We start from the raw sequence: 23,180 nt of genomic DNA on the forward strand, positions 1-23,180 counted from the left end.
GTCAGTTGCACTTGCCGGCGTTGCCAATTCACCAACCACCGGCTTTGTTCGACGCATGTCCTTGAGGTCGCGATACACCGCCGTGAGGTCTGTCGACCAACGCCTCCGATACGTGGCTTGCGGCCGTCAGACGGCCGTCGGCGTGGACAGCAGCCACAGCCCGAAAACCGTATATGCGACCATAAAAACGGTCAGCGGAAATTGGCTGAGCGCCGCGCGGCTGCGCGCCGGATGCAAACGGAACGCCAGCCCATGCGCGACCAGAACGGCAAGTATATGGCCGCCGATGATCGCCGCCGCCTGAAAGTTCCAGATGATCCACGCTGCATCGGAGCCCATGATCACTCCCGCCCCGACATTCATGTGCGCCGTGCCGAATAGGTTCCATCCCCGATCAAACGGATCCGAAATAGCGACGAGCGCATTCTGGCCGTTCACCAGGAGGGCCGTCAGATAGTGGGAAAAATGATAGGCGAGCGCGATCGGGACGATCGACCAGACAAGGAGCCCGACCGCTTTTCCGAAAGAGATGCTCCCGGCCAACCGCTCACCGACAAACACTGCGGCGAAGAACACGGCGACAAGTGCGATAAACATCAGCACAAGACCGGCGCTGTTGATTCCGACTAATGCCGAGCGCCCCGGAAATTCGAGCGGATTGACACCATTCGCGCCCAGCCAAGAGAAGGTCTTCGACAGACCGTCGAAGGACACCGAGCTCAACGTCAGCAACAGAAAGAGCATACCGCTCGCCGGCAAGGCTTGCGCGCTCCACAATTTCGCTCCAGGCCAGCAGAGTGAGAGGGCGCGCCCCTCGCTTGGGTGGTCCGGCGTCGTTTCGACGATGGCGAAGCGTGACACCATGCGGAAGAACGCGGACAGAAACTCGCCGCGCCGGCTCCAGCCTTCGTAGCCGAAGATGATCATGCAGACGAAGGTCGAGAGCCAGTAGGCCATGAGAGCGAACGCAAGCCGCGCCGGATCTTCGGGCGCCGGATAGATCAGCTCGAACCAGGCGAAGCTTGCAAACAAAATCAACGCCGGCCAGTAAGCCAGTCCTTGTGGCATTGTGCGATCGCGGAATGCCGGGAAGACGCTGGAGAAAATGCGCCACGGCCCGTACCACGGGTTTGTCCACGACCAAACATTGCCGAATACGCCCTGAAGCAATGTCAGTCCGACCCAGACCAGCGTCCACACCGTTAGCGGAAGTGGATTCGACAGCGGATCTCGGCTGCCGAGAATTCCCGCCGCCACGAGTATGGCGAGAACCGCGAAGGCGAGCGTGCTGATCCAAATGCGCGCGGCGTCGCCGAATTGACCAATTGGCAGGCGGGATGCCGAAATGCGTTCGAGCAGCCTGGGCGGGAGGACAGCCAGAACCAGAAAACTCGCGGCTACGGCCACCGCCCCGCCCACGACATAATATCCGGTCGGCAGGAGCATGACATAGCCGCGCTCGGAAGCATGGGCAAAGGCTGGGGTTGTGAAATGCGGCACGAGGGCAGCAGCTGATAATGCGATGCCCAACGCTCTCGCAGAGATGCTTTTATGTTCGCTGTCCGCCGCCATCCATCCGTCTTGCCACATGGCATTTGCGAAGGAAAGCGGACTACTGCTCGCGCGAGTGGAGGTGCCAAAGTGGGTGCCCGACTTCGTGCTAGCCCCCAAAGCCCGCTTGGTGAACAGGCCGTATGATGCAGCTACGACTTCGAGTCGAGAGTTGCGTTGTGGACGACGTTCTCGTCCTCTGCCGTCTGCTGCAATACGTGGCAGCTGTGCCTGCGCCGGCCGGCGGCGCATTATCTTCGAAACAGGACCGGAGCGCCCACCGCCAGGATCGTCGACGTGCAGAAGTTGTGGGCCGAACATCTACCAATGGCCGGAACTCGCGGCGCTGTCGATCCTGTTTCGCGAACGCCTGGTGTATTCCTTCGAGAGTCGGCCGCGCTTGTTCGACATTATCTCGCGCAGCATCGAAGGCGTCGCCGGCCTGATCCTGGGCCGGCGTCGCGGTCTGGCAGGTCGCTGCGCGCTGACCAGGCCCCGGATGGATTTCTGATTTGCGTCTGCCCATCCGGCCGGCGCATGGGCTGGTGGGAGAGGTTCGCTAGTTCAGGATCTGGGCAAGGAACAGTTTGCTGCGCTGGTGACGCGGATGCGAGAAGAATTCGGAGGGCGTGTTCATCTCAACGATCTCGCCCTGGTCCATGAAGACGACACGGTCGGCGACCTGGCGGGCAAATCCCATCTCGTGCGTGACACACAGCATGGTCATGCCATCCTCGGCCAGCGCGACCATGGTGTCGAGCACTTCCTTGACCATTTCAGGATCGAGGGCGGAGGTCGGTTCGTCGAAGAGCATGATCTTCGGGCTCATACAGAGCGCACGGGCGATGGCGACGCGCTGCTGCTGGCCGCCGGACAACTGGCCGGGATATTTATGCGCCTGGTCCGGGATCTTCACCCGCTCCAGATAGTGCATGGCGGTCTGCTCGGCTTGCCCGCGCCGCATCCTGCGCACCCAGATCGGCGCCAGTGTCAGGTTTTCCAGAATGGTCAAATGCGGGAACAGGTTGAAGTGCTGGAACACCATGCCGATGTCACTGCGGATTACGTCGATCTGCTTCAAATCGTTGCTGAGTTCGACGCCTTCGACGACGATCTGCCCCTGCTGATGCTCCTCCAGCCGGTTGATGCAACGGATCATCGTCGACTTGCCCGAGCCGGACGGACCGCAGATCACCAGCTTCTCGCCGCGATGGACGGTCAGGTTGATGTTCTTCAGCACATGGAAGTTTCCGTACCACTTATTCATGCCGGTCATTTGGATAGCGGGCGGAGCGCTGGGATCGGGCATGGACGGAACGCGCGTTGGGGCGGACAATAACATCAAGGCATTTCCTAGTGGGCGGTCGGGCCGCGCCGCTCCAGGAAGTCGGCGAAGCGGGCGAACGAGAAGGAGAGCGCGAAGAAGATCGCGCCGATGAACAGGAATGTCTCGGCCGCCGGCGACGGCCAGTCCGGGTCAGCCAGCGCCGCTTTTCCGGAGCTGATCAGGTCGAAGAGACCGACGACCAGGACAAGGCTGGTGTTCTTGATCATGACGATGATGGTGTTGGCCAGCGCCGGGATCGCCATCCGGATCGCCTGCGGCAGGATGATGAGATATTGCGCGCGCCAGAAGGGCAGGCCGAGCGCTGCCGCAGCCTCGTACTGACCCTTCGGGATGGCCTGCAGGCCGCCGCGGATCACCTCGGCGAGATAAGCCGCGGCGAAGATGGTGAGCGCGACCAGCGCGCGCACGAATTTGTCGGGCAACAGGGCCTCGGGCAGGAACAGCGGCATCATGATCGACGCCACGAACAGGATGGACAGCAGCGGTAGTCCGCGCACCGATTCTATCAGGACCACGGCGCCTATGCGTATCGCTGGCATGGTCGAGCGCCTTGCCAGTGCCAAGAGAATGCCGACCGGGAAGGCGACGCCGATGGCAACGACGGTGAGGATGAGCGTCACCGGCAGGCCGCCCCAGGATGAGGTTGGAATCTCGGTCAGGCCGATGCCGCCGCCCATCAGCCAGAAGATCAGCACCAGCGCTGCGACCCAGAGCGCCAGCAGCCGCGGGGCCCAGCTGGCGGGCCGCACTGACCAGCCGAGCAGCGCCAGGATGAGCAGACAGACGATGGCGGGGCGCCAGCGTTCGTCGAGCGGATATATGCCGAACAGCAACTGCCCGGACTTGGCGTAGATGAAGCTCCAGCAGGCTCCGGTGGCCACCCGGCACGCGCTTGGATTGGGATCGAACAGCACGGCGTCGATTACCAGCCAGCGCAGCATCGGCGGTACCGTGGCGACGAGCAGAACCCCGAACAACAGCGTCAGGACGGCATTGAGCGGCGTGCCGAACAGGAGCATGGCTGACCGCCGCAAAGCGCCGAAGCGGATCTGTCCTGGCATTGGCTCGGCCGGAAGGGGAAGAGACAGGGCCTTCATGGTTCAGCGCTCCACGATGGCGATGCGACGGTTGTACCAATTGGCCGCGCTCGACAGGCTCAGGTTGAGGGCGAGATAGACGCCGAGGATGATGAATACGCCCTCGATCGAATGGCTGGACTTGCTGATGATGGTGTTCATGACCGCAAGGAAGTCCGGATAGCCGACCGCGATCGCCAGCGTCGAATTCTTGACGACGTTGATGTATTGGCTGTTGAGCGGCGGGACGATCACCCGCAGCATCTGCGGGATGATGATCAGACGCAATATTTTGCCGCGTGGCAGGCCGAGCGAATGACCTGCATCCCACTGACCGCGGCCGACCGAAAGCACGCCGCCACGCACGATCTCGGCGACGAAGCCGGTGGTGTAGATGGTCAGCCCGATGAGGATGGTGCTGAGTTCGGGCGTCAGGTCCTTGCCGCCTTTGAAGTTCGACCCAGTGAAGGTCGGCCAGTCGACGGAGAACTTCGCATCGGCAAGCCAGAGCCCGGCAATGCCAACCGCGAGGATCGCCGGCGCGGTCAGCGGTGGCAGCCATCCTCTTCTCGCCGCCGCCCAGCCAGCGGCCGCCAGTGCCAGGGCGAGAGCAATGACGAGCAATCCCGCGGTGGCGACGTCCATGCTGACGGCCGGCACCACAAAGCCGCGCATGGAGGCGTAAACGCCTGGCAGCGGATTGAGCGCTTCGCCGACCGGCGGCAGCACCTTCCACCACAGCGAGTAGAGAAAGATCAGAAGCACGATCGGCGGTGAATTGCGTGCAACCTCCACCCATACGCGGCAGGTGCCCGCCGCCAGGGGATTGCTGCTCAGCCGGGTGATGCCGACGACGAGGCCGAGCGCGGATGAAAAGACGATGACGACCGCGGAGATGAAGACCGTATTGGCGAGCCCGGTCGCGATCGCCCAGTAATAGGGGTCCCGCGACTTGTAAGTGAGGATTGCTTCCGAGATGACGATCCTTGACGGCATCGTCAGGAAATCGAAGCCGATCGGGATGCCGCGTGCCCTGAGATTGGCGAAAGTCGTGCTGACGAGCAGGGCAGCGAAAGCGGCAACCGCGGCGGCCAGGGCACACTGGATGATGATCGATCTGGTCTTGGCATCGCTCAGCATGTTGACCTCGAGGGTTCGCGGCGTTGGCAGGGAAGGGGAGCGCCGGGCCCGTTCCCCTCCATCATGCGGCTCAATCCCAGGGGAAAGGATAGTTGAGGCCCCCGTCCTTCCACAACGCGTTCAGACCGCGTTCGACCTTTAGCGGGCTGTCCTTGCCGAGATTGCGGTCCCAGATCTCGGCGTAGTTGCCCATTTGCTTGATGACGTTGTAGGCCCACTTGTCGTCCAATCCGAGCGGCTTGCCGAAGCCGGGTTCCTCACCGAGCACCCGTTTGACTTCCGGACTGCCCGACACAAGCTTTTCATCGATGTTCTGCGAGGTGATGCCGTTGGCCTCGGCCCAGAACAGGGCATTCAATGTCCAGCGCACGACGTCGAAGAGTTGATCGTCGCCGCGGGCGACCGCGACGCCATTGGGTTCGGCGGCTTTGCCGACCTTGATGATGTCGTAGTCGTCGGGGTTCTTGGCCACCGAAGCACGCTGTCCGGCTGCCGCAGTGCCGTCGGTGACGTATGAATCGCAGCGGCCGCCGAAGAAGGCGTCGCGCGCCTGAATGGTCGAGTCGTAATAGACTTTCTCCATCGCGATCCCGAACTCTTCCTCGGTTTCCTCGATCGCTTTCTCGGTCAGGCTGCCACCGCCTTGCAGGCAAACGGTCTTTCCATCGAGCAGTTTGGGCTCGGTAATATTGTCGGCCTTGCGCACGAGCATGCCGTCCGTGTCGTAGAGATTGATCCAGACGAAGCGGACAACCGTATCGCGACTGTAGGTGATGGTGGATGTGCGCGACAGAACGTCGATCTCTCCGGTCTGCAGCGCAGGAAAACGCTGGCCTGCGTTAAGCGGCACGTAACGGATCTTCTCCTTGTCGCCGAGGATGGCGATCGCGAAAGTGCGGCAAATATCGGAATCGAAGCCGCGATAATACCCCTTCTCGTCGGGCCGGGAGAGACCGGGCACGCCCTGGCTGGCGCCGCAGCTGACATAGCCGCGTTCCTTGATCTTGTTGATAACCGCCTGCGCGCTGGCGTCCACGGCGCCCGAAGTCAGGCTGGCCAATCCTATCGCCAGACCCGTGAGCCATTTCAGAACTTGATGTTTCATAGTCATTCCCCTTCTCGTTGAGGTTCTAATCATTCGGCGGCCTTGGCGTCGGCTGCTGCGGTTCCGTTGCGCCGGGCTTTAGCAAAGAGTTCGAAGGCCTGGGAAAGGTCGGCCAGAAGATCTTCGAGCGCCTCAAGGCCGATCGACAGGCGCCAGACCGGGCCGGGCTTCAGCCAATCGAGGCTGGCGCGCCCTTTGCGCGGATCGCTGACGGCAATCAGCGAATGCACGCCGCCCCAGCTTGCGCCGAGCCTGAACAGCCGCAGGCTGCGCAGGACATCGGATTGCAGTGGCGCCAGTTCCGGCCGCAGCACGAAGGAGAACACGCCCGCCGATCCGGCAAAGTCACGCTTCCAGATCGCGTGGCCAGGATGACCAGGCTCCGCGGGATGCAAGATCTGTGCGACTTCCGGGCGTTCCGATAGCCAGGCAATGATCTTCCGCGCGGTGGCGTCGGCATGACGCATGCGCACCGGCATGGTCATCAGGCCACGCTCGCACAGCGCGCAATCTTCCGGCGAGACGCCATAGCCCAGAAAGCGCGCTGTATCCTTCAGGCGCCGGAACAGGGCGTGGTCATGCACTGCGACCGAGCCCATCAGGAGGTCGCCATGGCCGCCGGCGTGTTTGGAAAGCGCCTGCATCGACATGTCGACGCCATGAGCGAGCGGCTTAAACAGCAGATGAGAGGCCCAGGTGTTGTCGGCCGCGACGAGCGCGCCGGCCTTGTGGGCCGCGGCCGTGATGGCGGGCACATCCTGGACTTCGAAGGTGGCCGAGCCAGGCGATTCTACCCAGACCAGCCGCGTTCTGCCGTCGATCACGGCCGCGATGCTCGCGTCCAGCCGTGGATCGTAGGAAACCGCCTCGATCCCGAGGGGGCCGAGAAAACGCTCGGCCATGTCGCGCGCCGGGCCATAGAGCGTCTCCGGGATCAGAACCCTTTCGCCGCCACGGCAGACAGCCATGGTCGCCAGCGTCATGGCCGCCATGCCCGACGGGACGACGAGGGCCCGCAATCCGCTTTCCAGCACGGCGATATGATCCTCGAGCTGCCGGCTGGTCGGTGTGCCGTAAAGTCCGTAGCTGAACCCGTCGTACAGACGCTCGACGCGACGCTCGAACGACTCCAGATCGTCAAAGACAACGGTCGAGGCTCGCTCGACCGGCATCGCCACCGCCTGGAACGGTTCCTCGGAGCGCTTGGGAGGGTGGACATGTGAAGTGTCGTCGCGTCGGTTCATGGGGGCAGCTTAGCCGGCTCACCCATTGCCATCCATGACCGCAGCGATAAAGTTAATTCGCTTTTGATATGGATGGACTATGAACCTGCGCGACATCGATGTCTTCAACGCGATCATGATCACACGCGGCGCCGGCGCGGCGGCCGCGCTGCTGGATACCTCGCAGCCGGCCATCAGCCGTTCGCTAGCCAAGCTAGAAGCCGAACTCGGCTTCAGGCTTTTCGACCGCATTCGTGGCAGGCTGGTGCCGACACGCGAAGGGGAGTTGTTTCATGCCGAGGTGAAAGCCAACCTGGTCGGGCTCGACCGGCTCAAGCTGCGCGCGGCACAGATCAAGGAGGTCGGCACCGGTACCATCCGTGTCGCTAGCCTGTCGGCGCTCGGGCATGGGCTGGTGCCGCGCGCCATAGTAGCGTTCTCGCGCCGGCATCCGCAGGTGCGCATCAGCTATCAGGTCCGCACCTCCAACATCGTGCGCGACCTGGTGGCGTCTGGCAGTTTCGATATCGGGCTCGCGGCCGACGAGGTCGACACCAGCGGCGTGCTGCACAGCATCTTCACCACGCCGCGCGCCGTTTGCGTCATGCCGAAGAACCACCGGCTGGCGCGGAAGCAGATGATCACGCCGGCCGATCTCGCCGACGAGACTTTCCTGGCATTGTCGCCGGAAGATACGGCTCGGCTCGCGATGGACAAGATCCTGGCCGCGCATGGGGTACGGCCGCGCATCCTGATCGAAACGCCCTACGGCCTGACCATCGCTATCCTTGCAGCGAAGGGCATGGGGATTGGCTTGGTCAATCCCTCCGTCATTGCGGACCGCATGATCGGCGGCATTTTGGCCAGGCCATTCGAGCCGGCCGTCAATTTCCGCGCGCTACTCCTGCGCCCGCCGGACGGCATCAATTCGACCTTGATCACCGACTTCATTGCCGAACTCTATGCCGCCCGCAATATGCTATCGAGCGAGGCATAGGCAATGTGGCTCGCCGCCTAAACATAGACGCGACCGGTCTTGCCTCAGTAAGGCGCGGACGTCCATGGCCTCACGCAGCCTCGCACGGCGCAAATTCGTGTTCGCCCTTTAGCCGGCTTCCTCGTTTGCAAGAAACCGGACGATCTCGGCGAACGCGGAGCTATCCTGCCAGAGAAATAGATGGCCACCTTCGAACATGCGCAAGGTCGCCCTCGGGAGTCTTCCCACCATGCATTCCTGAGATGACGGTAGAGCGATCCCGTCGTACCACCCGCCACATATTAGAACTGGGGACCCGATTTGGTCCAGGCGCTCCCAGGGGCGTTGTCACGGTAACCGCGTGTCAGGGATCGCTGCGATAGATGCTGGGGACGAACACTTCGCAGATCAGCTACAAACGGCATCGGTTCCCACCCGAGATCATCGCCCACGCGGTGTGGCTGTATTATCGATTTCCGCTGAGCCTGCGTCGTGTCGAAGAAATGCTGCTGGAGCGCGGCATTGTCGTTTCCTACGAGACGATCCGTCGGTGGGGAAAGAAGTTCGGGCTGGACTACGCCCGGCGCCTGCGCCGCAAGCAGCCCAGTCGAAATGATATCTGGCACCTCGACGAAGTCGCCATCATGATCGCCGGCAAGAAGCATTGGTTATGGCGGGCCGTCAACCAGGACGGCTATGTGCTCGACGAGATCGGCTAGACCCGGCGCAACACTAAGGCCGCCAAGCGCGTGCTGACACGGCTGTTGAAGAAGCAGGGCCAGGTGCCGAAGCGCATGATCACCGACAAGCTCGGCTCCTATGGAGCAGCGCGGCGTCTAGTCATGACGGACATCGAGCACCGGTCGCACAAGGGCTTGAACAACAGAGCGGAGAATTCGCATGTGCCACTGCGAAAACGAGAGCGGATGATGCAAGCTTTTCGATCACCGGGGAGCCTCCAGCGTTTCGTCTCGACGTTCTCTGCAGTCCGCAATCTCTTCGTCCCGCCCCGTTCAAAACGCTCCGCCTTTCAGATCCATCTTCACCGCTTGAATGCCATGGCGCAATGGAAAGCTGCTGCCGGCGTGATCGCCTGAAATCATTCCCAAAAGTCACAACGACAGCCCATCTCCGTTTATGTGACATCACCTCTTGGGGTTGATGATGCTCCCGCGGGTCGAATAGAGGTCGCCAAAGAGGTAGCGGCGCCGTCTTTCCCGGCACAAACCAGCTCCTGCGCTCGTCGTTCCACCTCGCTCGCGGAAACGCCCCCGAAATCGCTCGACGGTCATTCGGTCATAAGGAAAGTTCGCCAAGGCACCGGGCGTGTCTTGTTTCTGAGGCGTAGAATGATGCTTGGATTCCTCCACGGTCGTGCCGTCAGGTGTTGGATCCGCAGAGCAACGTCCCGCCGGCCTAATGGTTCACACGCGAGCCAGAACTCTGGGCGCGCTGGGATTGGGCAGGCTAGTACTCCGTAATCATTCGGCGCGGCGGAGCGCAATTAGGAGTCTCGCGAGTGCACCGTGGACTTGCGAAGCCCGTGAGCAAATCGCCGATGGCGGTAACGAATCCGGAAACTCGTCCCGGCTGCGTTGTTCAGCGCTGGCGCCTGATTCCTGGCCGAGGAACGCTTGCCGCGCCAACCCTGCAACCTAGATCACCTCGTGCTGCGCGACTTTATAGGCAGCACAGATTGCGCGAGCCATGGCCGAAAGATTTAAGGCAGAGATCTTGAAAACTTCCGCAGCTGAAATGGTACACGCTTACATTGCTAGACGGCACGCCTCCGTTCCGGCAAAGCTGCGAATCGCGGGGCCAATGGCAATCCGCAGGTCGGCGGGTTCGGGCAACGCTCATTGAAAAATGGGCCGCCGACTTTCCTTTTGGCTGTAAGCTCGCTTCATGGCGCTTGGACACGCTAGACTAACTCTAGCAATCAACTGTAGCGGCCACCTGAACGAGTAAGTAGCGCCATTACCGGACCCTCACCGCCGCTCTCAACAGCGGACCTTCGCTCTACGGCCGGAGTCGACCCGAAGACGACCTTGGCCCGCCGGGTCATGAATGGCAGCCCTACTCCCGCAACTGCCCTTTCCGACCCCCGCGCTGGATCCCGATATCTGCCACGCGGGCCCTTGCAGTTGTTGTCCGGCTGTTTGCGCATGTCACATGTCAATAGCCACAGCCGCGTGACCGCGATCCTGGTTCATTGAGGTCGAACCGTCCGGAAGAAACGCCCTCTCCGAATCGTTCTTCCGCGTCCTTAACGAAATAATTGACAGTCCAACCAAAACGGCGCTCCGTGGTTCGACGGGGATGGGTCTTGGCACTCTTGGCGATGCCGGACTTCGCCGTCACGATAGGGAGGATGCAATGCCGACAGTCATTGGCCACCATAACATCACAAAAGGAGCGAAGCACTGGCTCGACTCGCCGAAGCGCAAAGAGCTTTTTGGTCCGCTCGGCGTGACCAACATACGAACATTTGTAGATCCACAAAATCCGACCCGGGTGGCCGTTCTTATGGACGTTCCGGACATGGACGCCATGATGAAAGCTATGCAGAGCAAGGAAGCCGCGGATGCGATGGCCTTCGATGGAGTGGTGCCAGAGTCCTTGGTGATCCTGGTCGAATCGTAAAGGTGATTGCTCCGCTGGCCAAGGTTAGAAGGGTTTGCTCAGCGATTGCCGTGCGGTTCCGGTCATTCTGGAAAGCGCCCATTATTGGCGTAGAGCCCGCTGGGCACTGGCTTCAAGAGCCGGTCCTGCGCGTGAGCGCCGCCGTTGGTCTCGGTCGTGCCAAGATCAGCCGCTACAGCTTGCGCAACCTAATGCCGGCTCAGGTCCGCAAAGCAACTGTTCCGCGCGTTCACGCTGGACTTCCGCTTGCCACCCCGAGGCTGCCATTGCGCGCATACGCAACGCTGCGAATTTGGCACTTCAACCGAACAGGAAAATGCCTTTCTCTGCGCGGGATTAAGATTACTTAATGGCGACTTTGAGCCGACCGGACCTGAGTGATATTCATAGAGGTGACTGGGTGGATCGCCGGCTGCCGCGTGCATGGCGGCCCTACACGCGGCTCGCGCGGCTGGATCGGCCAGTGGGCATATGGCTGACGTTGTTCCCTGTTGGGCCGCATTGATCCAAGCGGCACATGGTATCCCCGCCGTTCAGCAATTGGCGCTATTCACCCTTGGCGCGTTTCTGATGAGAAGCGCCGGGTCCACGATCAATGACATTGCCGATCGCAGGTTCGACGGCCACGTTGAGCGGACCCGCTTTCGCCCTCTGGCAAGCGGCCAGATCGGCATGGTCCCAGCAATCGCCTTTCTGGCAATTCCGCTTGCGCTTGCGGCGTCGCTCCTGCTCTTCCTGACGCCCTACACGCGCCTGATCGCCACTTGCGTATTGCCGAAGGGCTGGCGGTTTCTAGTTATCGCGTCCGGGAGCCCAGGATCCCGAGTCACGCTATGTGAGGAAAAACATTCCTCATTTAGGGTGAGATAGGCGAAAAATTGCTTCACTAGGCCAAAAAAGGCAACATTGAATGCATCTAAATTCAATTCGGTAGATTTGACGCGAGTTCAACGGAGGCGGAAATGACCAAACCTCATTTCATGAAACTGCTCGGCGCACTGGTCGCCACATCTGTCCAGTTCGGCACGCTCGGTTTCGCGTTTGCCGATACCACCATTCTCAACGTGTCCTATGACCCGACGCGTGAGCTCTACAAGCAATTCGACGAGGCTTTCACCGCCCACTGGAAGTCCGAGACCGGCGAGACCGTCACCGTCCAGCAGTCGCATGGCGGATCGGGCGCTCAGGCTCGCGCGGTAATCGACGGCCTCGACGCCGACGTGGTGACGCTGGGGCTGCAAGGCGACATCGACGCGATCGTCTCGAAAACGAAGAAGATCAATCCCGACTGGCGGACGAAGTTCGAGAACAATTCGGCGCCTTATACCTCGACCATTGTCCTCCTCGTCCGCAAGGGCAACCCCAAGGGCATTCACGATTTTGGCGATCTCACAAAGGACAGCGTCCAGGTGATCACGTCCAATCCCAAGACCTCCGGTGGTGGCCGGTGGGCCTACCTCGCGGCCTGGGCCTGGGCCAACACCAATGATGGCGGCGATGAAGCCAAGACCAAGGAATTCGTCGGCAACCTCTATTCCCATGTTCCGGTGCTTGACACCGGCGCGCGTGGCTCGACCGTGACCTTCGCGCAAAAGGGCCTGGGCGACGTGCTGATCGCCTGGGAAAACGAGGCCTATCTGGCGCTGGACGAGTTCGGCGCCGATCAGTTCGAAATCGTCATCCCGCCGACCTCGATCCTGGCCGAGCCGCCGGTCGCCGTTGTCGACGCCAATGTCGATGCCAAGGGCACACGGAAAGTTGCCGAAGCCTATCTGGGCTATCTCTATTCCAAGGAAGGCCAGACGATCATCGCCAAGAACTACTACCGTCCGGCGAAGCCCGACCTGGTGCCTGCGGAGGATCTCGCCAAACTGCCGGAAATCAAGCGGATCAGCATCGACGATCCAATTTTCGGCGGATGGATGAAGGCGCAGCCTTACCATTTCGGCGACGGTGGTATATTTGACCAGATCTATAAGCCGGCCCAATAGCATTTAGATCAGGACGACATGACCACAGCACGCCCGCCAAGGCGGGGTGGCGGTTCAGACAGCCGAGCGTCATTCCGGGTTTCGGATTGACGCTCGGCTTCTCGCTTGCCTTCCTCACCCTCCTCATTCCGCTGTCCGGGCTGATCTGGCGCTCGGCGGCGCTCGGCTGGACCGACTTCTGGGCGATCGTCACCGATCGCCGCACCATCAACGCGCTTGAAATCAGCTTCGGCACCGCCTTCATTGCCGCCGCTGTCAACGTCGTCTTCGGCACGATCGTCGCCTGGGTGCTGGTGCGCTACAACTTTCCCGGCCGCCGCATCGCCGATGCCATGGTCGACCTGCCCTTCGCGCTGCCGACAGCGGTGGCCGGCATCGCGCTGACCACGCTTTACGTACCGAACGGCTGGATCGGAAGCCTGCTGATGCCGCTCGGCATCAAGGTCGCCTACACGCCGCTTGGCATCGTCATCGCGTTGATCTTTATCGGCCTGCCTTTCGTCGTTCGTACCGTGCAGCCGATCATGGAGGAGATCGACAAGGAGGTGGAGGAAGTGGCCGCAACGCTCGGCGCCAATCGCTTCCAGATCATCAGCCGCGTTCTGCTTCCCGGACTGGCGCCGGCCATCGTCACCGGTTTCGCGCTGGCTTTCGCGCGCGGCGTCGGCGAGTACGGTTCCGTTATCTTCATCGCCGGCAACCTCCCCTACAAATCCGAGATCGCGCCGCTTCTGATCGTCATCGCGCCATCTCGGTCGTGTCGGGCCACATACGCGGGCTAACCAACACCATGCCGCTGCATGTTGAAATCCTTTATAACGAGTACAATGCCGCCGCCGCCTTTGCCGTCGCTTCGCTGCTTGCCGGCCTGGCGCTCGTCACGCTGGTCTTGAAAACACTTCTCGAGATGCGCTACGGCGCCGAGATCGCCGCGACGCGCGGACACTGACAAATGCATGTCGCCCAAAAGTGTGTAGCGGTTTTTGGACAACGACATGCATGAAACAAAGATTTGATGTCGCCCAAAAGTGGGAACCGGTTTTGGGATAACGGCATGCATCAACTACAAAAGGGATTTGCATGGAAGTTCGCGTTGCCAACGTGCGCAAGGAGTTTGACCGGTTTCCGGCCCTCCACGACGTTTCTCTCGACATCAGGTCGGGAGAACTGATCGCGTTGCTGGGGCCATCCGGCTCCGGCAAGACGACGCTGCTCAGGCTGATTGCCGGCTTGGAGCGGCCGACCCGCGGAAAAATCTTCTTCGGCGAAGAGGATGCCTCTCAAAAGTCGATCCAGGAGCGCAATGTCGGCTTCGTCTTTCAGCATTACGCGCTGTTTCGCCACATGACGGTCGCCGACAACATCGGCTTCGGCCTCAAGGTCAGGCACGGGCCGTCACGCCCGTCGGCGAAGGAAATCCGCCGCCGCGCCTTGGAACTTCTCAACCTCGTCCAGCTTTCCGGTCTGGAAAAACGCTATCCGGCGCAGCTTTCGGGCGGCCAGCGCCAGCGCGTGGCGCTGGCCCGCGCCATGGCGATCGAACCGGCCGTGCTTTTGCTCGACGAGCCGTTCGGCGCGCTCGATGCCCAGGTGCGCCGCGAACTGCGCCGCTGGCTGCGCGACATCCACGACGCCACCGGCCATACCACGGTCTTTGTCACCCATGACCAGGAAGAGGCGCTGGAGCTTGCCGATCGCGTCGTGGTGATGAGCCAGGGCCGCATCGAGCAGGTCGGCACCGCCGACGAGATCTACGATACCCCGAACTCGCCCTTCGTTTATGGCTTTATCGGCGAATCGAGCTCGATCCCGGTCAAGGTCGAGGACGGCCAGGTCTGGATCGCCGACCGCCCGATCGGGCTCTCCGCGCCGCACGCACCGCAAGGCGAAGCGACATTGTTCTTTCGCCCGCACGATGTCGAACTGGTGGACGAATGCAACGGCTGCATCGCCGGCACGGTCGCCGCCAGCCGCCGCGTTGCCGGCACCAGGCGCGTGGAACTCGAAATCGGCGGCGAACGTCGCCGGGTCGAGATCGAATTGCCCGTCGACCATCCGGCGGCGCAGAAAAGTCGCGTGGCTTTTAGGCCGCGGCGCTGGAAGCTTTTTCCGGCTGGTTGATTACGAGGCGATTACCAACTTGTGCACAACAAGACGTTTCGGCCCGCTCTTTCAACGCGCCTTAGCGAGAGCGCAAGGGTCATCGGATTTTTCGGGGAAGCCGCAAAGCCGTAGTGCTCGTAGAAGGCTTTCGCTTCGTCCGATATGGCATGAACAAGAAGGCCGCGAATCCCGAGGATCGTCGCGGCGTAACGCGTGCGCAGAACGGTGTCTTGCAACAGCGCGGCGCCTAACCCCTTGCCTTGCCAGCTTGTGTCCACGCTGCTCGAATGTCGCGCGGTATACGTCGAGCAGCCTGATGGAGCAGGTCTGCACGGCCTTGCCGTTCAAGATGGCTTTGGTGGACCGCGATCACGTTCCCGGCGGAAACTCGCTGTCGGTTGTCTCCCATCCTTTGATGGGCATCCACGTCATCGACCGGAGCAAGCGCTGCGTCAGCGGATAGTGGTGTCGATCCACGCGTCTTCGCCACAGCGGCGCCAGGAGCCACCATTTCCGGCGCTTCTCCAATACTGACCTTCGCGCGCTACGGCTTGACGCGATTCGGAGCTGACCTTCAAAGATATTTTGACCGATTGAAATCTCCTTGGGGTGCTCATGGCTCTAGATGTCATTGGTGCAGGCATGGGTCGCACTGGCACATATTCGCTGAAGCTCGCGTTGGAGCATCTTGGGTTCGGGCCGTGTCATCACATGGCAGATGTCCACGCCAATCCCGAGCAGAAGGCGCTGTGGCGCGCCGCCGGCCAGGGACAACTCCCGACCTGGGATGCGGCATATGCCGGCTATCTTTCCGCGGTCGATTGGCCAACGGCGCATTTTTGGCGCGAAGTGAGTGACCACTACCCTGATGCAAAGGTTATCCTGACAGTTCGTGACCCGGAAGCCTGGTATGACAGCATGGCGCAAACAATAGGGCTCACGATGGATGCTGCTACCAATGATCCACAGTCCTTTGGTGTGGCGGTCGTTGGAAACACTGTCTTTGGCGGTCGATTTGATAACCGTGATCACGCAATCGCTGTCTATGAAGCACATAACGCTTCCGTGAAATCAACGCTGCCACCTGAACGCCTTCTTACTTATCAGGCCTCCGAAGGGTGGGAGCCGCTTTGTGCCTTTCTCGATGTACAGTTGCCTTCCGAACCGTTTCCACGCACCAATTCGACTGCCGAATTTCGTGCTCGCATAGGGCGCTGAACGGCGGTTTTCCACCCCGGCCGGACCTTCCCGAGCCTCATCAGGCAATCTGATCTATGAACGCGCCAACCGACCACATGCGCCAGTAGCAGTCATCCGATCGGACGAATCGAATGACCGCTTTGGCTAGTTCGGTTCGAAGCCTTAGGCTTCAAAGAGATGCGCTTAAACATCTTGGATTCGAACGCGCAGCAGTTTTGCCGAATTCAGGAACACCAGGACATCTGGCCCCAAGTGCAAAATCGCTGCCTGGATAGGACCGATCCAGCCCATCAGCGCTGCGGTAATGCCCAAAACATGCACAACACCAACGCCGACGAAGATATTCTCCTGAATTGTCCGGTAAGCGCGTCGCGCAATCGCGCGGGCGCTGACAATTCTTGCCAGGTCATCCTTCATCAATGCGATGTCGGCGGCTTCCAGCGCTGCCTGCGTGCCGCCGCCCCCCATCGCAATGCCGACATCGGCGCGTGCCAGCGCCGGCGCGTCGTTGATCCCGTCGCCGACCATCGCCACGCGATGGCCCTGCTTTTGCAATTCGGCGATGGCGGCGACCTTGTCCTGCGGCATCAGATTGGCACGCACTTCATCCACGCCGAGCTCGTTGGCGATGGTCCGCGCTGTGGCCTCATTGTCACCCGTCACCATCACCATGCGCTTGACCCCGGTTGCACGGAGCTTTGCCAGCGCTTCGCGCGCACCTGGTCGCAATGTGTCGGCAATAAAAATCACGCCAGCGAATTTCCCATCGACCGCGACGTGAACCGGCGTCTGTCCGCCCTTTTCGATCGCATCGGAAAGCGGCACGCCGGCCTCGCGCAACAACAATGCGTTCCCGACCAGCACGGTGCGTCCGGAGACCGTCGCCTTCACACCGCGCGCCTGCAACTGCTCGTACTGCTCCGGTTCCGGGACATCGATTTTCATCCGGGCGGCATAGTTGACGACCGCTTTCGCCAAGGGGTGAGCGGAGCGCCGATCGGCGGCGGCGGCAAGGCTGATCAGATCAGCTTCCGAAAGCGTGCCGTCCTGCATCTCCACGCCGACAACCTCGGGCTTGTTCGCCGTCAGGGTGCCTGTCTTGTCGAACACCAGGACGTCGACCTTGGCCAAAGACTCCAGATAGACGCCCCCCTTGACCAGAATTCCACTGCGTGCGGCTCGCGCAATGGCTGCGATAATCACCAGAGGAGTCGCCAATCCGAGTTCGGCAGGTGATGTGAAAATCAGCAGAGTGACGATCATCCGAACGTCGCGGGTATAAAGATAAACCGCAACGAGGAAGATCAGCACGACCGGGATCAGCCATGACGCGACCTTATCCGCCAGTTTCTGGACGGGTGCCTGTTCCGCTTCGGCATTCTCGACCAGACTGATGATGCGGGCAAAGGTGGTGTCGGCACCAACCTTCTCGGTCTCGATGTCGAGGGCGCCGGATTCGACGATGGTTCCGGCAAAGACATCGGCGCCATCGCTCTTGTCCTTCGGAATGCTCTCTCCTGTGATCGATGCTTCGTTGACCGAAGCCGCTCCACCGACGACGGTGCCATCGACCGGGATCTTCTCGCCGGCCCGCACCAAGACAACGTCGCCCGCGCGCAAATTCTCGATCGGGACCATGCGTTCGCCACCTGCGTCCCGCACAAGCGCCACCTGCGGCACTGAGCCGATCAGGTCTTTGATCGAGGCTCGCGCTCGTTCCATATTCACATCGGCGATGAACTCCGCGATCAAAATGATCACCATGAGGACCGCGCCGGCGACGGTCTCGCCTCCGATCAGCGCCACCACCGTGGCAATGGTGACGAATATTTCGGTACCGATCTTGCGCTCTTTTACGAGATCAACGACGCCGGTCTTGACGAGCGGATACAAGCCGATGGCAACCGCCACCCACAAGGCTTGTATTGGAATGAGCTGCTGCCAATACAGCAACGCCATCAAGCCGGTAAAAAGGATGCGCGCGACTTCGGTCCAGCGTTCGCGCGTCATCAACACTCGCCAACCCGATGGAACCGTCTTAGGCGCCGGCTCAACGCTTTCCGTGGCTGCTGTCTCGGATTTCATGATTGGCTCGCTATCTCGGATTGCGGTCTTGGGTTGAAGCATGAGCGCATCAGGCCCCCGCGGCGGATAGTCCTGTCCAGCCATGGTATCCGACATAGAGGCCAACGGCGATGAGAAATAGCGCGCCCAGCGCGCGCGACGGTCGGCGGCCCCTACCGTGACGAGAGTAATCCCGAAGCTTGGCGATCCTGTCCCACATGCATGCCTCACGTCCACACCCGGAGGGATTGCTCCAGCCTGTCGGCGATCTGTATGACGACATAGGCGATCACCATGTAGATCACGACGGCAATCACAAAGGCTTCGAGGTAGTAGAAGTTCAGCGCGGCGGTCAGTTGGGACTGCGCGAAGATATCGACGACCTCGATGGCGAATCCGAGTGAAAGCGCCTTCATGATGACCTCATCGAGGTGGTCAGCTCGGGAATTGCCGTGAGGGCCACCTGGGGAAATAGGACCCGTCGGAACAGTTGGCTGCTTGTGTAACCCAGCGAGTAGGGGGTCGGAACAAGAACCGTTCCCAGCGACACGCTAACGTCGAACGGAGCATGAACGTCATGCGGCGTGGCGTAACCGAGCCGGAAGTCTGAGCGAACGGAATCCTTCAGGCATCTGATGTTCTGCATCCCAGGTGTAGATGCCGGTCAGGTTGATGTGCTCCCAACTCAGCCGCGATACGTGCTTGAGCAGATGATCCGGAATCTCGCGATGCGTTTTGCGTAAGTAGGTAACGGCCCGTTCGATATAGACCGTATTCCTACGATCGCACTGACGACGAGGTTGAGGCCGGAGGCGCGGAACGCCTGGCTTTCGAACGACCGGTCACGGATTTCACCACGCTCGTGGAAGAAAACGGCGCGCTTCAGCTTATGCGCAGCCTCACCCTTGTTGAGGCCGGCCTGGCAACGCCGGCGTAGCGCCGAACTTGAGTACCATTCGATCATGAACAGCGATCGCTCGACCCGGCCGAGTCCCGTAGCGCTCGTGCGAGTTGGCTTTCCTTCGGAGATGCGGATAGTTTCTTCAGGATCGTGGACGGCACTAAGGATCGCGTGGTGATCGACGCCGCCAGATGGAGGAGATCATCCCAGTGCTCGAGGATCAGGGTGGTGTTGATCGGCGCCCCGATGTGGTTCGACAGCGCCGGGTATGCATCGCCTTTCTCGAACGTGTGGAATTTCCGGTCCTTGAGGTTGCACAGTCGCGGCGCGAAGCGTTTGCCTATGAGGGCGAACAGACCGAAGATGTGATCACTCGCGCCGCCCCTATCGGTAAAGTGTTCCTGGATGTCGAGGACCGTGTCCTGATCGAATAGCCCATCGAGCACATAAGCAGCCTCACTTTCGGTCGGACTGATGGGCAGAATGCTGAAGTAGCCGTACTGATCGGAAAGGTGGCTGTAGAACTTTGAGCCGGGTTCGCTGCCGTAATGCAGATTGATGTCGCCGCGCTTTGCGGCTCGGTCGCTCGCGCGGAAGAATTGGCCGTCAGATGATGACGTCGTGCCATTGCCCCAAAGGCGAGAATGCGGATGGCGGGTGTGTGCGTCCGTCACGCAGGCCTGCGCCGCGCGGTAGGTCTCCGACCGTGCATGGAAGGTTCTCATCCAACTGATCTGGTGAGCGCTGATGCCTTTGGACGCGCTGGCCATCCGTTTCGGACCAAGGTTGGTCGCATCCGCCAGTACGCCGGCCAGCATGGCCGAGACATTTCTTGGGACGTCGCCGGTGCGAACATGCGTGAAGCTATCCGCAAAGCCGGTCCATTCATGCACTTCCCTCAACAGGTCGGGAACCTCGACCATTGGATGCGGCGTCCATCCCTGGATGGCAATCCCGGCACAACACCCAGCGGGGATTGCGAACCTCCACTTTGCCGAACACCGTTTGAATTCGACGCGTCGTATAGTCCTTGACTGGCCGAAAATTGTGGCAATCCGGACAGACCCGTCGAAACAGGGTGTAGGTTTTCGCCTCCTAGACTAGGTCGCGACCACTGTTTGCAGGGCGGCCATGATCTTCTTGCCATCCTCGATCGACAGGTCAAGGTCTCCGCCACGCGGACGCTCATCGCTTTTGTCGATCCGGACCTCGTTTCGACATCGCCGAATTCGTTCCTGCTCTCGATCGTGATCGTCCATTCCACCGCCATCGCCGCCGCCTTAAACAAAGTAACGGTGATGGCCCAGTCGGCGCTAACAAATCGTGACCGCGCTCACCCCAGAGAAGTTACCGGTCCCAATGCCTCGATGCCCTCGAGCGCTTCATCCACCGAGTTACTGCGCAAGAACGTTGCTGATCTCGACCAGGTTCGAGCGCACGCGCAACATGTAGAAGCCAATTGTCGTTAGGTGATTCGGCAACAGCCAGCCATCCTCGCGGCCATTGGCGATGATGAAGGGCTGGATGCGCAGCGCCGAGACGAACTGCGAGTCCATCGTGTCCCACAGGCTCTGCAGGTGCTTTTCGTTGATCACGTCCTCGAAATCGGCCTCGGCGCCTTTCATCAGCCCGTAATAGGCATAGAGCTGGCCATAGGCGAACCAGAAGCGATCGTCGGCGCGGAAATCGAACCAGCCATTGTTGTAGTGCTCAGCGCGCTCCTTGAGGATCGCCGAGGTCGAACCGATGTCGGACGAGATGCGGTCGATATACTGCTTGAGATTGTCAGCGCGGGCATCGAACACCGTCTGGCAGGTTTCCAGCCGGGCGTTGAAGGCGCGCAGCTTGCGCACCGCATCGCGATAGTAGCTCGGCGTCGGCGTCTTCGGGCCGAACGGGTTCAGGCCGAAATACCAGGTCTCTTCATCGAACTGCAGATTGCCGCGCGCGTCCTGAAGATCGGCGTCGATCTGCGAAGTGGTGCGCACGCGGCCGAGATTGTCGGCAAGCTCGGTCGCCGTGCGCCGCACCGCCTGGTTGATGCCGCGCTGGAACGAGGCCTTGTTGTCCATCCACGGCGTGTGGTCCCAGTCGATGCCGAACAGGCCGAGCTTGTAGAGGATCATCGACGACACCCAGGCATTCTGGTTGACGTTGAAGTCGGTCAGGTCGGCCGCCAACTGGGCGATCGCCGAATTGCCACAGGTCCTGGCGGCGTCGGTGCCGGCACCGGCGGCGACCTGCTCGCCGGCCGACAGGTTGCGCTTCTCGAATATATAGGTGTCGGGATAGTTCGGGTTGAAATTGTTCCACCACTGGGTGGCGTAGAAGAAATTGGCGTAGAGGCCGATCAGCATCAGCAGCGCCAGGCCGACCACTGCCTTCAGGATCCAGCCGCGCTGCGTATACCAACGCCCGGCCCACACGAACGGCCACAGGATGACGCCGATGGCTAAGCCGATGCCGCGGCCGATCCACTGGAAAATCCGGGTGAAGAAATTCACGATCGGATCAAGCATGGCGATGTCACCCCCTCAGTCAGTCAAGCCGTAGAGGCGCATGCCAAACGCCACCTTGTCTTTCAAATATGTGGTTTTCAGAGCGTCGCGCTGGGTAAGCCATTCTCAGTTTGGAGCCGCATGGTTATCGACACACGATACCTCGCTTGGCCATCTTGCACGCGACCGGCAATTCCGGCGCGCTTTATGAGTTCGCTTGAGTGCACTGTTTGCTTCCATCTGATGTCGATAGATGTTCGCCAAATGCAAGCGGAATTGGTCTCATGACAGCCAGCTTTTCCGGCATAAATCTGTCCTGCCATCCGACGCAGGTTCGCGAGTGTCCGGCCACCAACCACGATCATTTCGTGCCATCGATGAGAAGCGCCTTGAGTTCTTCGAGCCTGTCGTTGGTGAGCCAGCCGTAATAGTTCTCGACGGGCAGGGTGCGGCCGGTCTTGTCGGTCACGGCTTGCCTCAACTCACGTGCACGTCTGCGCGGCTGGCCAACATTGTAGAGCGTGGCGGTGATTCCGGGATTACCGGATATATCGAACCCCTGTTCCCGATAGGCATCGATCGAATCCCGGATGATCGCGGCGATGTAAACAAGACTGCGATCAGGATCCATGACGTCGCGATAGATCGCCTGCGGGCGATCGGGCAACAATCGGGGAAGCTTGCTGACCCGGCTGACCATGTCTGTGACCTGCAGGGCTGCAAGCGGGCTTATCTGTCCCAGGCCGAAGGTCTGCCCCGCATAGAAGGGTTGGAAGAAGGCCCGCTGGAACGTGATGGGTTCGTAGTCGACGCCATCGACCTTGCGACCCCGGAATGTCTCTTCCCAGACCTGGTCACGGCAGCTCCAAATCAGCGCGCTGCTTTCGAGAGAAGAGCAGGATGCGAATTCGGGCCGCTGGACGAATGACTGGACCGGAGTGCCCCTGTAGCTGAAGGAGAACTTCAGATCGGCATAGGCGAGCGCCTTGACGTAATAGGTCTGAACCGAGTCGACCACGCTGATATTGTAGGTGTGCTCTCCGACGAGAGCCGCGACGATGTGGATCGGATCGATGCCATAGGCGAGCGCCGCCTTCCTGATCTTGCCGACGAGTTTGCGGTCGTCCCGTATCAAGGCGGTTATGGCCCGATACTTCTCCTCGTACGTCGTGTTGAATGCCTTGGAACGAAGCGCGGACGCTCTTGGGATCACCGGTTGCTCGGCAAGACGATTGCCCGTCGGGACGACTGTGACAGTCTGCGCCACGGCTGGGGCCGTTCCGACACAAGTTGCAACGATCGTCACCGTCATCAAAAAGGGCTGCAGCTTGGCTGTTGGCATGAGGCTCCGTTGGCAGCCT

Annotated in this window: 17 protein-coding genes and 6 pseudogenes; 10 read left to right on the forward strand and 13 right to left on the reverse strand. The window is 60.8% G+C overall.

Features of this window, described 5'->3' with window-relative positions; translation table 11 throughout:
* Positions 1–126 precede the first annotated feature (126 nt).
* The 6 genes from NKI85_RS13075 to NKI85_RS13100 form a co-directional block, all read right to left on the reverse strand.
* On the reverse strand, positions 127–1,572 hold the full coding sequence (locus NKI85_RS13075) for a hypothetical protein (RefSeq protein ID WP_502900661.1): 1,446 nt from the start codon (positions 1,570–1,572) through the stop codon (positions 127–129).
* A gap of 538 nt (positions 1,573–2,110) precedes the next feature.
* Positions 2,111–2,860: an amino acid ABC transporter ATP-binding protein gene (locus NKI85_RS13080; protein ID WP_502900662.1), complete on the reverse strand. Its 750-nt coding sequence runs from the start codon at positions 2,858–2,860 to the stop codon at positions 2,111–2,113.
* Positions 2,861–2,904: 44 nt separating this feature from the next.
* Positions 2,905–3,996, reverse strand: a complete 1,092-nt coding sequence (locus tag NKI85_RS13085; RefSeq protein ID WP_352528938.1) for an amino acid ABC transporter permease — start codon at positions 3,994–3,996, stop codon at positions 2,905–2,907.
* 3 nt (positions 3,997–3,999) lie between these two features.
* Positions 4,000–5,115, reverse strand: a complete 1,116-nt coding sequence (locus NKI85_RS13090; RefSeq protein WP_352528940.1) for an amino acid ABC transporter permease — start codon at positions 5,113–5,115, stop codon at positions 4,000–4,002.
* 70 nt (positions 5,116–5,185) lie between these two features.
* Positions 5,186–6,220: a transporter substrate-binding domain-containing protein gene (locus NKI85_RS13095; RefSeq protein ID WP_352528942.1), complete on the reverse strand. Its 1,035-nt coding sequence runs from the start codon at positions 6,218–6,220 to the stop codon at positions 5,186–5,188.
* A gap of 29 nt (positions 6,221–6,249) precedes the next feature.
* Positions 6,250–7,464, reverse strand: coding sequence for a trans-sulfuration enzyme family protein (locus NKI85_RS13100; RefSeq protein WP_352528944.1), 1,215 nt, complete (start codon positions 7,462–7,464; stop codon positions 6,250–6,252).
* Positions 7,465–7,543: 79 nt separating this feature from the next.
* Between NKI85_RS13100 and NKI85_RS13105 the strand changes: the two genes are divergently transcribed.
* From NKI85_RS13105 to NKI85_RS13140, 8 genes and pseudogenes are all read left to right on the forward strand, one after another.
* Entirely contained in the window at positions 7,544–8,440 is an 897-nt protein-coding gene (locus NKI85_RS13105; protein WP_352528946.1) for a LysR family transcriptional regulator, read from the forward strand.
* 362 nt (positions 8,441–8,802) lie between these two features.
* Positions 8,803–9,516, forward strand: a pseudogene (locus NKI85_RS13110) (IS6 family transposase).
* 1,279 nt (positions 9,517–10,795) lie between these two features.
* Positions 10,796–11,062 (forward strand): hypothetical protein, encoded by a 267-nt coding sequence (locus NKI85_RS13115; protein WP_023680946.1) that lies wholly within the window; start codon positions 10,796–10,798, stop codon positions 11,060–11,062.
* Positions 11,063–11,411: 349 nt separating this feature from the next.
* Positions 11,412–11,839: pseudogene (locus tag NKI85_RS13120) on the forward strand (UbiA family prenyltransferase); the annotation flags it as partial.
* Between the two features lie 185 nt (positions 11,840–12,024).
* A complete protein-coding gene (locus NKI85_RS13125) occupies positions 12,025–13,053 on the forward strand; it encodes a sulfate ABC transporter substrate-binding protein (protein WP_352776808.1) in 1,029 nt (342 codons plus the stop codon).
* Positions 13,050–13,796: pseudogene (gene cysT / locus NKI85_RS13130) on the forward strand (sulfate ABC transporter permease subunit CysT); the annotation flags it as partial. The gene NKI85_RS13125 and the pseudogene cysT, both read left to right, overlap by 4 nt.
* 47 nt (positions 13,797–13,843) lie before the next feature.
* Positions 13,844–14,002, forward strand: a complete 159-nt coding sequence (locus NKI85_RS13135; RefSeq protein WP_352466292.1) for a hypothetical protein — start codon at positions 13,844–13,846, stop codon at positions 14,000–14,002.
* Between the two features lie 131 nt (positions 14,003–14,133).
* Positions 14,134–15,174, forward strand: coding sequence for a sulfate/molybdate ABC transporter ATP-binding protein (locus tag NKI85_RS13140; RefSeq protein ID WP_352528950.1), 1,041 nt, complete (start codon positions 14,134–14,136; stop codon positions 15,172–15,174).
* Positions 15,175–15,185: 11 nt separating this feature from the next.
* On the opposite strand, the pseudogene NKI85_RS13145 reads toward NKI85_RS13140, so the two are convergent.
* Positions 15,186–15,437, reverse strand: a pseudogene (locus NKI85_RS13145) (GNAT family N-acetyltransferase); the annotation flags it as partial.
* Between the two features lie 35 nt (positions 15,438–15,472).
* Between NKI85_RS13145 and NKI85_RS13150 the strand changes: the two are divergent.
* Both NKI85_RS13150 and NKI85_RS13155 read left to right on the forward strand, forming a co-directional pair.
* Positions 15,473–15,619 (forward strand): hypothetical protein, encoded by a 147-nt coding sequence (locus NKI85_RS13150; RefSeq protein WP_352453916.1) that lies wholly within the window; start codon positions 15,473–15,475, stop codon positions 15,617–15,619.
* Positions 15,620–15,771: 152 nt separating this feature from the next.
* On the forward strand, positions 15,772–16,374 hold the full coding sequence (locus NKI85_RS13155) for a sulfotransferase family protein (protein ID WP_352776809.1): 603 nt from the start codon (positions 15,772–15,774) through the stop codon (positions 16,372–16,374).
* A 165-nt stretch (positions 16,375–16,539) separates the two neighbouring features.
* Here the strand turns inward: NKI85_RS13155 and NKI85_RS13160 are convergent, their stop codons facing one another.
* The 6 genes and pseudogenes from NKI85_RS13160 to NKI85_RS13185 form a co-directional block, all read right to left on the reverse strand.
* Positions 16,540–18,366, reverse strand: coding sequence for a heavy metal translocating P-type ATPase (locus tag NKI85_RS13160; protein WP_352508712.1), 1,827 nt, complete (start codon positions 18,364–18,366; stop codon positions 16,540–16,542).
* Between the two features lie 281 nt (positions 18,367–18,647).
* Positions 18,648–18,937 (reverse strand): annotated as a pseudogene (locus NKI85_RS13165) (ABC transporter permease subunit); the annotation flags it as partial.
* Between the two features lie 58 nt (positions 18,938–18,995).
* Positions 18,996–20,250 (reverse strand): annotated as a pseudogene (locus tag NKI85_RS13170) (Tn3 family transposase); the annotation flags it as partial.
* Between the two features lie 171 nt (positions 20,251–20,421).
* Positions 20,422–20,580 carry a hypothetical protein gene (locus NKI85_RS13175; protein ID WP_352495673.1) on the reverse strand — a complete coding sequence of 53 codons (159 nt, stop codon included), beginning with the start codon at positions 20,578–20,580 and terminating at the stop codon, positions 20,422–20,424.
* A 135-nt stretch (positions 20,581–20,715) separates the two neighbouring features.
* A complete protein-coding gene (locus NKI85_RS13180; RefSeq protein ID WP_352495674.1) occupies positions 20,716–21,840 on the reverse strand; it encodes a DUF2333 family protein in 1,125 nt (374 codons plus the stop codon).
* Between the two features lie 340 nt (positions 21,841–22,180).
* Positions 22,181–23,131, reverse strand: a complete 951-nt coding sequence (locus tag NKI85_RS13185; RefSeq protein ID WP_502896157.1) for a DUF1402 family protein — start codon at positions 23,129–23,131, stop codon at positions 22,181–22,183.
* Between the last annotated feature and the right edge of the window lie 49 nt (positions 23,132–23,180).

This window comes from Mesorhizobium sp. M0571 (assembly GCF_040320985.1).
GTDB lineage: Bacteria > Pseudomonadota > Alphaproteobacteria > Rhizobiales > Rhizobiaceae > Mesorhizobium.

Coding starts and splice junctions, on each gene's coding strand:
- NKI85_RS13095 (WP_352528942.1), bottom strand. CDS start 6,220: ATGAAACATCAAGTTCTGAAATGGCTCACGGGTCTGGCGATAGGATTG.
- NKI85_RS13115 (WP_023680946.1), top strand. CDS start 10,796: ATGCCGACAGTCATTGGCCACCATAACATCACAAAAGGAGCGAAGCAC.
- NKI85_RS13150 (WP_352453916.1), top strand. CDS start 15,473: ATGGAGCAGGTCTGCACGGCCTTGCCGTTCAAGATGGCTTTGGTGGAC.
- NKI85_RS13085 (WP_352528938.1), bottom strand. CDS start 3,996: ATGAAGGCCCTGTCTCTTCCCCTTCCGGCCGAGCCAATGCCAGGACAG.
- NKI85_RS13180 (WP_352495674.1), bottom strand. CDS start 21,840: ATGCTTGATCCGATCGTGAATTTCTTCACCCGGATTTTCCAGTGGATC.
- NKI85_RS13075 (WP_502900661.1), bottom strand. CDS start 1,572: ATGGCGGCGGACAGCGAACATAAAAGCATCTCTGCGAGAGCGTTGGGC.
- NKI85_RS13140 (WP_352528950.1), top strand. CDS start 14,134: ATGGAAGTTCGCGTTGCCAACGTGCGCAAGGAGTTTGACCGGTTTCCG.
- NKI85_RS13105 (WP_352528946.1), top strand. CDS start 7,544: ATGAACCTGCGCGACATCGATGTCTTCAACGCGATCATGATCACACGC.
- NKI85_RS13080 (WP_502900662.1), bottom strand. CDS start 2,860: ATGCCCGATCCCAGCGCTCCGCCCGCTATCCAAATGACCGGCATGAAT.
- NKI85_RS13175 (WP_352495673.1), bottom strand. CDS start 20,580: ATGGACGATCACGATCGAGAGCAGGAACGAATTCGGCGATGTCGAAAC.
- NKI85_RS13135 (WP_352466292.1), top strand. CDS start 13,844: ATGCCGCTGCATGTTGAAATCCTTTATAACGAGTACAATGCCGCCGCC.
- NKI85_RS13100 (WP_352528944.1), bottom strand. CDS start 7,464: ATGAACCGACGCGACGACACTTCACATGTCCACCCTCCCAAGCGCTCC.
- NKI85_RS13125 (WP_352776808.1), top strand. CDS start 12,025: ATGACCAAACCTCATTTCATGAAACTGCTCGGCGCACTGGTCGCCACA.
- NKI85_RS13155 (WP_352776809.1), top strand. CDS start 15,772: ATGGCTCTAGATGTCATTGGTGCAGGCATGGGTCGCACTGGCACATAT.
- NKI85_RS13185 (WP_502896157.1), bottom strand. CDS start 23,131: ATGACGGTGACGATCGTTGCAACTTGTGTCGGAACGGCCCCAGCCGTG.
- NKI85_RS13160 (WP_352508712.1), bottom strand. CDS start 18,366: ATGACGCGCGAACGCTGGACCGAAGTCGCGCGCATCCTTTTTACCGGC.
- NKI85_RS13090 (WP_352528940.1), bottom strand. CDS start 5,115: ATGCTGAGCGATGCCAAGACCAGATCGATCATCATCCAGTGTGCCCTG.